Here is an 11,801-nt window from a genome sequence, read left to right as displayed (position 1 = left end):
GTTTCCGCAAATCATGAAAAACCTCAAACAAATTCTTACCGCTATGTCCCTCTGCATGGCCCTCGCCGCTGCCGCAAGCCCCGTCCGTCAACGGCTGCACGACGACTGGCAGTTCCGCCAGGCACGGCTCAACAACTGGTATCCGGCCACGGTCCCCGGCACGGTGCACACCGACCTGATGGCCAACCGGATCATCGAAGACCCCTATTTCCGCCTCAACGAACGCGGCGTACAGTGGATCGACAAGGAAGACTGGATCTACGAAACGCATTTCGAAGCCGGCGCCGACCTGCTCGCCCGGGAACGGATCGAACTGGTCTTCGAAGGACTCGACACCTATGCCGACGTTTACCTCAACGACGAAAAGGTGCTCGCGGCCGACAACATGTTCCGCCGCTGGCGCACGGAGGTCAAACGGCTGCTCCGTCCCGGCGAAAACGTGCTGAAAGTCTATTTCCACTCGCCGATCAAGATCGACCTGCCCAAATACGACTCGCTGCCCTACCGTTACGAAGCCATCAACGACCAGTCGGCCAACGGCGGGCTCTTCGACAAACATTTGAGCGTTTTCGCCCGCAAAGCGGGTTACCACTACGGCTGGGACTGGGGCCCGCGCCTGGTGACCTCGGGCATCTGGCGTCCGGTCTATCTTGAAGGCTGGAACGGCATCCGCATCAGAGACGTTTTCTACCGTCAGGAGGAGGTCACGGCCGAACGGGCCCGGGTACAGGTCGAAGTGGAGATCAACGCCGTCCGGGAACAGCCCCGGGCCGTCGTAACGGTCACGGCTCCCGGCGAAGGGATCGAAGCCTCGGTCACGACCCCGCTCCGCCCGGGCGTCAACCGCGTGACCGTTCCGCTCAACATCGCCTCCCCGAAACGCTGGTGGACCCGCGAACTGGGCGAGCCCTATCTCTACGAATTCCGGACTTCGGTCGCGGCGGGCGACGCCTCCGACAGCCGCACGACCCGCATCGGACTGCGTTCGCTGCGTCTCGTGCGCGAGAAGGTCTCGGACGGCACGACCTTCCGCTTCGAACTCAACGGAGAGCCGCTCTTCGCCAAAGGCGCCAACTACATCCCCTGCGACGTTTTCCTGCCCCGCGTCACGCGCACCGTCTACGAAAAGACGATCGACGACGCCGCAGCCGTGAATATGAACATGCTGCGCGTCTGGGGCGGAGGCGTCTATGAAGACGATGTTTTCTACGAACTATGCGATGAGCGGGGCATCCTCGTATGGCAGGATTTCATGTTCGCATGCAGCATCTATCCCGCCGAAGGAGCATGGCTCGAAAACGTCCGGCTCGAAGCCGAAGACAACATCCGCCGTCTGCGCAACCACCCCTCGATTGCCGTATGGTGCGGCAACAACGAATGTAACGACGCCTGGTTCGGCTGGGGATGGAACACCCGGTACACCAAACAGGGGCATCCGGAATACGATAAGATCATCGATACGCAGTTCAAACGCCAATACTACGAAGTGCTGCCCGAAGCCGTCGCCGCGTTCTCGCCCGGAACGCCCTATCATCCTTCGTCACCGTGGTCCTGCTACGAAGGCACGAGCGAAAACAGCGAAGGCGATACGCATTTCTGGAAAGTGTGGCACAGCCGCGCACCGATTGCCGACTACAACACCACGCGCAGCCGCTTCTTCAGCGAATACGGCTTCCAGTCATTCCCCGAATATGCTTCCGTCCTGCGTTTCGCTCCCGAGGAGCGCGACTGGGACATCGAATCGGAGGTGATGATGGCCCACCAGCGCGGAGGCAGTTTCGCCAACATGCGCATCCGCCAGTATCTCGAAGACGAATACTGGCCCGCACGCGATTTCCGCACGTTCCTCTACATGAGCCATGTCCTGCAGGGCGACGCCATCAAAACCGCCATCGAAGCGCACCGGCGCGACAAACCCTACTGCTGGGGGTCGCTCTTCTGGCAGCACAACGATTGCTGGCCCGTGGCTTCGTGGGCCAGCCGCGACTGGTACGGCCGCTGGAAAGCGCAGCATTACTTCGCCCGTCCGGCCTTCGACGACCTGCTCGTATCGCCCTGCACCGCAAACGGACGGTTGGAGGTCTTCCTCGTTTCAGACCGCCGCAAAACCGTCCGGGGAAAACTCGAAACGACGGTCCTGAAGATGGACGGCACCGTCCTCTCGAAAAACCCCCGCAGCGTAACCCTCGCCCCCAATACCGTCCGAAAGGTCTATTCGGCCGACATTCCCGGGCTGCTGCACGGCTGCTCCCCCGGCGAAGCCATCGTCGTGACAAAATTCACGACCGGCGGACGACACTACTCCAACATCGGTTATTTCGCACCCCAAAAGGAGCTTGCGCTGCCCGAAGCCGACATCCGGTGGAGCGCCGAACCGACGGCGGAAGGTTATGCGGTCACGCTTACGAGTGACCGGTTCGTTCGCGCTGCATGGCTGTCGCTCGACGGCAACGAACACTTCGAAGACAACTATTTCGACCTTTTGCCGGGCGTCGGCCGCACGGTCGGGGTTTCGACGAAACTCTCCCGGGACGAATTCGACCGGCTACTGCGAATCACCCATCTGCAACAAACCCGATAAACCGACCATACGATTATGAAACACACACTGCGCCTTTTGCTGACCGTAGGACTGTCTCTGGTCTGCGTCAGCCTGTACGCCCAAAAACGTCCCAACTACCCGATCCCGCAACGGCCCGACACGCTGCGCATCCTCGGCATCGGCAACAGCTTCACCGACGACGGCATGATGTACCTGCCCGAACTGCTGGAGGCCGCCGGAATCCGGAACGTCGTATTGGGGCGCCTCTACATCGGAGGCTGTTCGCTCGAACGCCATTGCAGAGAGTACGCCGCCGGCAACACTTCGTACACCTATTCCAAATCGACGGACAACCGCTGGGAAACCATCTCGAAGAAAGCCACCCTGCTGGACGGACTCACCGACGAGCGGTGGGACATCGTGGTGCTTCAACAGGCGTCGGGCAAGTCGGGCATGTACCAGACCTACCGGCCCTGGTTCGACCGGCTGGCGGAGATCGTGCGGTGGCACTGCCCCAACGCAGGGGCCTGCATCGCCTGGCAGCAGACCTGGGCCTATGCCCGCAATTCGGAACACAGGGATTTCGGACGCTACGAGAAAAGCCAGCGGCTGATGTACGATGCGATCACGGCCTCGGTCGGGCAGCTCCTCGCAGACACCTCCGTCGAGGTGGTCATCCCCTCGGGAACGGCGATCCAGGACCTGCGCGCCACCGAACTGTGCGACTCGCTGGACCTGACGCGCGACGGCTACCACCTGAGCCTGAAAGCGGGACGCTACACGGCAGCCTGCACCTGGTTCCAGTCGCTCGTAGCCCCGGCTTTCGGGACGAGCGTCGCGGAAAACGGATGCCGCTTGGAGGGTACGCCCCACGCCCTGACGGAACGTGAAGCCGAACTCTGCCGGGAAGCCGCGCGGAGAGCCTGCATCCGGAGGTTCAGCGTCTGGAACGGCACCCCGGCCGACGAAATCCGTGCTGCGGCACAGTAAGGGCCGCCGATATTTGGCGCAACGCCGAGAATCCGTTATCTTTACGCCGCATTGAAATCATTCCGATTATGCAGGATCTGACAAACGGCCGCTGCGGTTGGTGCGGAACCGACGAACTGTATGTGAAATACCACGACGAAGAGTGGGGCGAACCCGTCACCGACGACAGGACGCTGTTCGAATTTCTGGTGCTGGAGAGCGCCCAGGCCGGATTGAGCTGGATAACGATCCTCCGTAAGCGCGAAGGGTATCGCAAGGCTTTCTGCGATTTCGAGGCCGAACGGGTGGCCCGAATGACCGACGAAGATGTCGAACGGCTGATGCACACGGACGGCATCGTAAGAAACCGGCTGAAAATCAAGGCCGCGATCACGAACGCACGGCTGTTTCTCCTTCTGCAAAAGGAGTTCGGGAGTTTCTACGACTACACGCTGTCGTTCTTTCCCGACCGGAAGCCGATCGTCAACTCGTTCCGGTCGCTGAGCGAAATTCCGGTGTCGTCGCCCGAGTCCGACGCCATGAGCAGGGACATGAAAAAACGGGGATTCAAATTCTTCGGGTCCACGATCTGCTACGCCCATCTGCAAGCCACAGGGTTCGTCAACGATCATCTGACCAGCTGCATCTGCCGGAAAAAGAGCGCCGCAGAGCGCTAACCGCCGGATTTCAACCGCAGTCCGGCCGGCGAAAGCCGCGGCGAACCGTCCGGTTTGGTACGCAATTTGCTCGGAAATCGGCAAATCCATATACCATGAAGAATTTCACCACACTGATCGAAAACTCGAAGCAAGCCGTCCGCTACTGGTGGCTGCTGCTGATCGTCGGCATCGCGCTGTTCGCAGTCGGCGTGCTGACCTTCGTCTACCCGGCCCAGAGCTATCTGGGCATGTCGCTCATCTTCGGCTGGCTGATGCTGGTCTCGGGCATCCTCGAAGTGGTGCTCTCGTCGGCCAACCGCCATTTCATCACCGGCCGCGGCTGGATGATGGCCGGAGGCATCATCGAGATCATCCTCGGCATCATCCTGATCTTCAACGTCGCGCTCTCGGCCGCCACGCTGCCCATCTTCCTGGGCTTCTGGCTGATGCTGCGCGGATTCAGCTCCATCGGACTGGGCGGGGACATGAGCGCCCTGGAGATTCCCGGCGCCGGATGGACCGTCTTCACAGGCGTCCTGCTCCTGCTGTGCTCGCTGTGGATTCTGTTTCAGCCGCTGGTGTTCGGCACCGCAGCCGTCATCGTCTGGGTCGGCATCACCCTGCTTTTCGCGGGTATCGCGGCCTGCTCGCTGGCCCTCCAGCTCCGCAACGCCCACCGCTGCCTCAGCGGCGACTGTTAGAGTTCGCTTCTTATGACAAGCGGGGCGTCACTTCGGTGACGCCCCGCTTGTCCGTTTATCGGCCGCCTCTTCCGCGGCACGCTGCAAATACTCCTGCAAAACGAGCGCATGGTTCTCGGCGGCGTTCTTCGAGGCGTAGAGCAGCGTCACGGTCCCGGCATCCGCGATTTCGCGGACGAAATCCCGCACGGCCTGCGAGTTGCGCAGCTCCTCCGTATAACGGCGGCGGAACTCCGGCCACCGCGCCGCAGGATCAGCGTGATACCACGTGCGCAGCTCGGCCGAGGGCGCAATCTCCCGGGCCCACACATCGTATTGCAGGGCCGCCTTGCGAACGCCCCGCGGCCAAAGTTTGTCCACCAGCACCCGGCAGCCGTCGTCCGGCGCCGGCGCTTCGTAAACCCGTTTGATCCGTATCCGTGTCATGGTTGTTCGTTTCGAAGGGAGAGATGCAAAAAACGGACCTGAGAACTCCAAAATGAAGGGCGCCTCCCGGCGCCCTTCCCCATCAAAAATTAACCCTTAAAAATTATCCCCGTTTCGGAAGACCTCCGAGAGGTAATGATGCAAATAACACAAATCCGCATCGCCTTGAATCACCTCCCGCATCATCAAATCCTCGTCCTCAGAGATGCCGTTGTCTGAAACCTCATTTTTGTCAATATCCTCCATAGGCCCTGTCATTAACTTGCTTTGTTCATATAACGCGGCCAGCCGGGGGATTATTGTGCAATGTCAGCTCAGAATCAGATTTTTTTCTTTGATCATTCTCCGCAGGTTGATGAGCGCATAGCGCATGCGCCCCAGCGCGGTGTTGATACTCACGTTGGTCTGCTCGGCTATATCCTTGAAACTCAGACCCGAGAAATAGCGCATCATCACCACTTCGCGCTGTTCGGCGGGCAGCAGTTCGACCAATGCGCGCACGTCGCGTTCGATCTGTTCGCAGACCATAGCGTCCTCGACGGTGCGTTCGGCCAGTTTCAGCGTGCCCAGCACGTCGTAGCCGGCCTCGGACTCGCTGACCGACTTGTTCTGACGCTGTGCGCGGAAGTGGTCGATCACCTGGTTGTGGGCGATGCGCAGTATCCACGAAAGGAACTTGCCGTTATCGGTATAACGGCCTTCGTCAATCACGCGGACGGCTTTGATGAATGTCTCCTGGAAAATATCGTCCGCCACATCACGGTCCTTGACCATCATGTGGATATAGTCCTTCACCCTGCGGCTGTGGCGTTCGATAAGTTGGGATATGGCACTCCGGTCACCTGAAAGGTAGTGATTAAGCAATACCTGGTCACTTAATACTTGCACGTTCATACTCTCGTCTCCTAATTAGTTACTAAGAGTAGATTTCTTTCCCGATAGGCAATCCTTTTAGAGTTACAGTTGTCGTCGATAATCATTGTTCGGGCCTTGTGAAACATCGGAGTTTCCGGAGGCTTTACGCTGGCAAGGTAAGCACATTTTCCGAAAAATCCAAATTTTTCTACTCTGCCGGAAATTGCCGGCACAATTTTCAGCCCGAGACATGCAAATTCCGTGCCACAAACCGCCGCTCATTTCAGCGGCTCCACATGAACGGCGATCATCGTTCCCTCGCCGAAACGCTCCCGCAGGCGGCGTTCGATTCCGACCGTCAGGGCATGGGAGCGCGCGACGGTCATCGCCCCATCGACGCGGATATGAATCTCGATGGCGATAGCGGCGCCGATACGCCGCGTGCGGAGGTTGTGCGGCTCCCGGACGGCGGGATCGAGCGTCACGATGCGCAGGATCTCCCGCTCCGTCTCTTCGGGGAGCGACTTTTCGAGCAGCTCGCCCACCCCCGTGCGGATCAGGTCGAAAGCCACCTTGAAGATGAACACCGCCACGATCAGCGCGGCGATCGGGTCGGCGATGCGCCACTTGTCGCCCAGAAAATAGGCGCATCCGATGCCGACGAGCGTTCCGAGCGACGAAAGGGCGTCGCTGCGGTGGTGCCAGGCGTTGGCCACGACGCTGGGGCTGTCGATGGCGCGCCCTTCGCGCACGGTATAGCGGTAGAGAATCTCCTTGGCCGCGATCGAAAGGACTGCCGCCACGAGGGCGACCAGCCCGGGCCGGGGCAGCACTCCGCCGTCGAGCACCGACCGGACGGCCCCGATGCTGTTGACGAGGATTCCGACGCCCACGACCCCCAGCGCCATGCTGATGAGGATCGTGGCCAAGGTTTCGTACTTGCCGTGACCGTAGTCGTGCCCGTCGTCCCGGGGCTTGGCCGAGATCCGCGCGAAGACGATCACGACGACATCGGTCGCCAGGTCGGAGAACGAATGCACGGCATCGGCGACCATCGCGCCGCTTCGCCCGAAGACGCCGGCGGCGAGTTTAGCGAGCGACAGCACGAGATTGACCGCGAAACCGACGAGGGTCACGCGGTAAATGCGTCGTTTCCGGATTTCTGCGGCGTCTGACATGGATAAAAGTTAGCGGTTAAAAATACGAAAAAAGTCCATAGCATCACTCCCTCAAAATGCGTTGTTTTTGCTCTCGGAGGAGTATATTTATGAAGTGTAGCCCGGCGTGTTTTTGATTTCAGGTGAGATAGTTTCGGGCATCGTGAAGAACGGGACGGATGGATAGTACTTGAGGTATTATCCATTCATTTTTAGATAGAGTTGTAACTTAAAAAGTTATGACTCTATTTGCATATAGCAGGTAATGGTTAGGAAACAGTCGTATGCATTTGTTCGCATCTGCGTTCCATCTTGTCAAACAACTCCTGTTATTGAATACAAATTTAATAAAATGTCCCGATTTTTCAAATTGGATAATTTATTTAGAATGACTTCACCATGATAAATAGACAGTCCTCCAATGGTTATATTCCATCAAATGATCGTGAACAACAAAACTATCTCGGAGGATATGGGTTATCGTTCCGGAATATTGAGGAACATAAACACATTGACAAACGCTTGTACACTAATATAGAGCGTATGACTTTAAATATTTGGTTCTCCCGTCTCTAAATAGATTGAACCTGATAGATAAGCCGATTATATGCGATGTTGAACCGTTCACATAAATATCGATCGCTTCTGAATCGTACGATAAGCCCCGGGGATCTTTGATTTTGAAAACTAGCAAATCTCCGGGGCGATCTATGACGAATCGGTTATCGACCGGTGTGTTTATCGGGCATTGCCCCCTCCGGAACGTCAATTACGATGTCGTTTCTGTTTGCGAAATGAAGACGATCTTTCGGAACAGGAGCGACCCAACGGCATATTCGTCCGCGTCAGGGCATACGGGAAAAATCCGAAGGCCGAAAATAAAAGGGCTGTCTGTTATTCCCTCCACCCGGACCTTTTCCCGAATCAACCCAAAGTCAGCCACGTCCGACTCCGTTTCAAGGCTGCGCACAGTCTGCCGCCCAGAAAGAAAAGGCGATAACGCACAATAGTCGATGGAACGATTAATCGAAATATTCTTTCCAGATTTCCGGCACATCGAACGGATAATAGTTGTCGATCTCCGCGGCGAGAGTAACCAATTGTTTCCGTTCAGGACTTCGAATCACTCCATCCCGACATACGGCGGCCCGGACCACCGTCGAATCGGTCACGGTAAAAGGAGCTTCGTAAAGCGAAGCGTCGGGCGTCGGCGGGGTTCCGTCTAACGTGTAGCGAATCTCTGCGGGATATTTCTCACAGTCGAGAGTCACCTCAACCGCTCTATTTCCGGAACGAATGCGAGTCGTGATCTCAACTTCGTCGCTCAGCGTAAAAGTATTTAGCCCCCGTTGCTGCAACAGTGGGATATGGGAGTTCATCCGGACTTTGAAATCGCACCATTCGCGCTTCTCCTGCGGTGTCCATGCCAATTCTGCCACAGCCAGCAGACGCGGAAAGATCATGTATTCCTGTTGCTCTTCATCTTCGATATATTCAGCCCACGTACATCCCTGCACACCGACGATGCGGTCGGCGCGATCCGCCCGGATCGGCTCCACGGCCGCAGGGTCCACGAATTCGGCCCGGATGATCGACTCGTTGCGGGCCGCCGATTCCGGATCAGCCGGCACCGGCTCGAAAGCGTACATCTTTTTAATGGGAGAATATCCGTACATGGCACGCGGCTGAGTGGAAGGATCGGCCTGATACCAGTCGAAATAGAGCACTTCACCGGGTGTCATTACGGCATAATTGCCCCGATTAGCGGCTTCGATAGCCCCTTTCTGTCCACGATACGACATAACCAAGGTTTCGGAATGCAGTTCGTTGTGCAGTATTTCATCCCAGCCGACCATAACCCGCCCTTTCGAAGCGAGAAAATCCTGGATACGGGCGATCATATAGGGTTGGAGTCCCTGTATCCCGTCAAGTCTCTCCCGCTCGATCAGGGCCTGGCATTTCGGACAGGTCGCCCAGGCGACTTTCCGGGCCTCGTCGCCTCCGATATGGATGTATTTCGAAGGGAAAAGCTCCATAACTTCGGTAAGCACATCCTCCATAAAAGTATATACCTGTTCGTTGCCGACACAAAATTCTCCCGTCGTATAAGGTTTGCCCGTACAGCACAACTCCGGATAGCCGATGAACACGGCGTCGGAATGCGCCGGGAATTCGATCTCGGGAATGACCGTAATGTGCCGCTCGGCGGCGTAGGTCACGATCTCACGGATGTCCTCTTTGGTGAAATATCCGCCGTAAGCGCCCGGAGTTCCCTCGGGAAGATAGCGACGGTCGTTCCGGTCCCACCATGCATACCAATCCCGCTGCGTGCGGAATGCCCCTTCGGCGGTGAGCCGCGGATATTTGTCGATCCGGATGCGCCAACCACCGTTATCGGTCAGATGGAAATGGAATACGTTGAGTTTGTAGCGGGCCATTTCGTCCAGCATCTTCAGCACCTGACTTTTCGGAAAGAAATGCCGCGATACATCCATGTGCATGCCCCGGTAGGCAAACCGGGGCCGGTCGCTGACCCTTACGCAAGGAATACCCTTGTCGGTCATCAACTGTTCCAGCGTCCGTTTCCCATAGAAAATGCCGGTCTGGGTGGCGGCCGTGAGTCTCACCGACGAGCGATCGACCGTAAGTTCGTATCCCTCCCGTCCCAGCGCATCCATCCGGGAATTGTCCACAACTACGGTCGTGAAGTCGTCCACCGTCGTGTTTCCCGGCTGAAAATACCCGGACAGCACCTCCATTTCCGCCGGGCGCGGAATGAGATTCACCCGAATCGCTTCGTGTGAACAGCACCCGGAAAGGGCCATTAAACAAAGAAAAAGAATAGAGACTCCCCAGCCCGAACGGATACGTCCCGGCAACAATCGTTCATTCATGTCCAATTGATTTTTACATAAAATACGGCCCGGCCGTCAAGCCGGGCCGAAACATTCCTATTTACAGGACCACACGGTTATCTGCACTTCGGCAACATTCACATCGGAATCCTCGACCACATTGCCGTCGGCGTTCACCCGGGAGGTGATCTCGCATTTCACATACCGGTAGGTCGCATTTCCCTTGTCGAATTCGATCCGCCCGGTCGTGACCTCGGCTCCGGCGTCTTCCGTAGGTTTCGTCCGGTCGGAAGTGAAAGTCGTGATCAGCGTCCAGCTTTCGTTGCCGCCCCGATAGTCCTCCGGAGCATTGCTTCCATAGATATTCATCGTGCGGAGCTTCTGGCCGCCTTTGCCTCCGAATTTGTTCCAGTAGGTGAGCGTAATGCCCTGACATCCGGTTCCCAAATCCACATACCACGACGGAACGGTGCCTTTTTCTGCCTCCCCAACTGCGTCGGGGCCCCAATAGAGGTCCTTGTGCTCGTCGCTCCCGTCCATGATACCGTCATAAAGATACGAATCGTATTTTACGGAACCGTCCCAGTCGGTGAATACGGACGAAGCCCAGAAATTGTCATATCCGGGATCGGCTGCGCCGCTGATGGGAAGCGGCGCCGAGGACCAAACCTTATTCAGGTCGTCGTCGGTCTGGAAGTGATCCTCGATCGTTATGCTCGCATCCCACGGAGCATAGGTCAAACCCAACGTCAGTTCAGCATTCTTCAAGATCTCTTCCGCACGGCCTTCAAGCCGCGTGAGTTTGTCTGCCGGAATACTTCCGGAAAGACGTACGACGAAATCCTCATACGCGTCGCCCCGGAAAACCCGAAAATCCATCTTCACATTGGCCCTCGTCTCGTCCGAAGGCATCAGCACACTCCTGGCTGAAAAAACTGTACCCTCTTTCGTCAGCTCGATTCGCTTCGAAGCGGGCTCCCCCGTCGCAAAGTCGTATTGCCCCGTAAGGTCAACCCGGTCGTAGAGATCGCCCACGGTAAGTTCCACGGCCGTGACATCATTCGGGACATCGGTCAGGCGGACATCCAAGGCCCCGACCAGGCGTTGCAGGTCGGAGACGGGAACCGTCGCGCCGACATTCCGGGAAACGGACGTCGTACCGAGCACCATATCCGGAATAGCTTCGTTCATGTCCGTTACGGTCACGGTTGTGTTCTTTTTGGCCTCGTCCGAAGCCTCGTAGGAAACATGAGGGACTTCACGATCCATCATCAGCGCGACGAGCGAATAAGCCGCCTTTTCCACCACGAACGGTTCGAGATCGCCGAACGAGTCGGCATGCTGGTATTTATAGCAGTCGGATGACATGTCGTTGAAAAGGTAGAGCGACACCCCATACTCACCGAGCCCCTCGAAGCCATCGCTTTCGGATGCAAGAACGGGCACGATCTTCCAAAGCTGATCCCCCTCTTCCGGTCTTTCGGATTTCGCCTTGTCCTCGTCGCACGAGCAAAGCAGAACGAGCGTGAGCGCAGGCAGCAACAGGAGGCGTGCAAGGCGATCCGCCCATCCGCAGGCATTCCCGACATTCTGTTTTTTCATCATCATGGCTTTCATATTATATACTTGATTCTTCA

The 11,801-nt window shown here is 57.3% G+C and carries 9 protein-coding genes; 4 read left to right on the top strand and 5 right to left on the bottom strand.

Annotated features, from left to right (window positions below; genetic code table 11):
* Nucleotides 1–13 precede the first annotated feature (13 nt).
* The 4 genes from WMO46_RS01355 to WMO46_RS01340 all read left to right on the top strand — a co-directional run bounded on the left by WMO46_RS01355 (nucleotide 14) and on the right by WMO46_RS01340 (nucleotide 4,871).
* Nucleotides 14–2,581, top strand: coding sequence for a beta-mannosidase (locus WMO46_RS01355; protein ID WP_349093624.1), 2,568 nt, complete (start codon nucleotides 14–16; stop codon nucleotides 2,579–2,581).
* A gap of 15 nt (nucleotides 2,582–2,596) precedes the next feature.
* On the top strand, nucleotides 2,597–3,532 hold the full coding sequence (locus WMO46_RS01350) for a DUF4886 domain-containing protein (protein WP_349093623.1): 936 nt from the start codon (nucleotides 2,597–2,599) through the stop codon (nucleotides 3,530–3,532).
* Between the two features lie 68 nt (nucleotides 3,533–3,600).
* Nucleotides 3,601–4,188, top strand: a complete 588-nt coding sequence (locus WMO46_RS01345) for a DNA-3-methyladenine glycosylase I (RefSeq protein WP_349093622.1) — start codon at nucleotides 3,601–3,603, stop codon at nucleotides 4,186–4,188.
* A 95-nt stretch (nucleotides 4,189–4,283) separates the two neighbouring features.
* Nucleotides 4,284–4,871, top strand: coding sequence for an HdeD family acid-resistance protein (locus WMO46_RS01340; protein ID WP_276760933.1), 588 nt, complete (start codon nucleotides 4,284–4,286; stop codon nucleotides 4,869–4,871).
* Between the two features lie 27 nt (nucleotides 4,872–4,898).
* On the opposite strand, the gene WMO46_RS01335 is transcribed toward WMO46_RS01340, so the two are convergent.
* From WMO46_RS01335 to WMO46_RS01315, 5 genes are all read right to left on the bottom strand, one after another.
* The gene (locus WMO46_RS01335; RefSeq protein ID WP_278817556.1) at nucleotides 4,899–5,297 is read right to left on the bottom strand and encodes a DUF488 domain-containing protein; all 399 of its coding nucleotides are present in this window, start codon (nucleotides 5,295–5,297) and stop codon (nucleotides 4,899–4,901) included.
* 309 nt (nucleotides 5,298–5,606) lie between these two features.
* Nucleotides 5,607–6,191, bottom strand: a complete 585-nt coding sequence (locus WMO46_RS01330; RefSeq protein WP_026076822.1) for an RNA polymerase sigma factor — start codon at nucleotides 6,189–6,191, stop codon at nucleotides 5,607–5,609.
* A 239-nt stretch (nucleotides 6,192–6,430) separates the two neighbouring features.
* Nucleotides 6,431–7,330, bottom strand: a complete 900-nt coding sequence (locus tag WMO46_RS01325; protein ID WP_019152230.1) for a cation diffusion facilitator family transporter — start codon at nucleotides 7,328–7,330, stop codon at nucleotides 6,431–6,433.
* 1,001 nt (nucleotides 7,331–8,331) lie between these two features.
* The gene (locus tag WMO46_RS01320) at nucleotides 8,332–10,203 is read right to left on the bottom strand and encodes a beta-N-acetylhexosaminidase (protein ID WP_014775068.1); all 1,872 of its coding nucleotides are present in this window, start codon (nucleotides 10,201–10,203) and stop codon (nucleotides 8,332–8,334) included.
* A 57-nt stretch (nucleotides 10,204–10,260) separates the two neighbouring features.
* The gene (locus tag WMO46_RS01315; protein WP_279066877.1) at nucleotides 10,261–11,766 is read right to left on the bottom strand and encodes a hypothetical protein; all 1,506 of its coding nucleotides are present in this window, start codon (nucleotides 11,764–11,766) and stop codon (nucleotides 10,261–10,263) included.
* Nucleotides 11,767–11,801: the final 35 nt, after the last annotated feature.

Source organism: Alistipes intestinihominis (assembly GCF_040095975.1).
Classification (GTDB): Bacteria; Bacteroidota; Bacteroidia; order Bacteroidales; family Rikenellaceae; genus Alistipes; species Alistipes senegalensis.
Note: the sequence above shows the minus strand (reverse complement) of the source record. Positions and strands in the feature narration are given on the sequence as shown.

What these genes read in the sequence shown, in the direction of transcription:
- WMO46_RS01355 (WP_349093624.1), top strand. Translation starts at nt 14, where the DNA reads ATGAAAAACCTCAAACAAATTCTTACCGCTATGTCCCTCTGCATGGCC.
- WMO46_RS01350 (WP_349093623.1), top strand. Translation starts at nt 2,597, where the DNA reads ATGAAACACACACTGCGCCTTTTGCTGACCGTAGGACTGTCTCTGGTC.
- WMO46_RS01345 (WP_349093622.1), top strand. Translation starts at nt 3,601, where the DNA reads ATGCAGGATCTGACAAACGGCCGCTGCGGTTGGTGCGGAACCGACGAA.
- WMO46_RS01340 (WP_276760933.1), top strand. Translation starts at nt 4,284, where the DNA reads ATGAAGAATTTCACCACACTGATCGAAAACTCGAAGCAAGCCGTCCGC.
- WMO46_RS01335 (WP_278817556.1), bottom strand. Translation starts at nt 5,297, where the DNA reads ATGACACGGATACGGATCAAACGGGTTTACGAAGCGCCGGCGCCGGAC.
- WMO46_RS01330 (WP_026076822.1), bottom strand. Translation starts at nt 6,191, where the DNA reads ATGAACGTGCAAGTATTAAGTGACCAGGTATTGCTTAATCACTACCTT.
- WMO46_RS01325 (WP_019152230.1), bottom strand. Translation starts at nt 7,330, where the DNA reads ATGTCAGACGCCGCAGAAATCCGGAAACGACGCATTTACCGCGTGACC.
- WMO46_RS01320 (WP_014775068.1), bottom strand. Translation starts at nt 10,203, where the DNA reads ATGAATGAACGATTGTTGCCGGGACGTATCCGTTCGGGCTGGGGAGTC.
- WMO46_RS01315 (WP_279066877.1), bottom strand. Translation starts at nt 11,766, where the DNA reads ATGAAAAAACAGAATGTCGGGAATGCCTGCGGATGGGCGGATCGCCTT.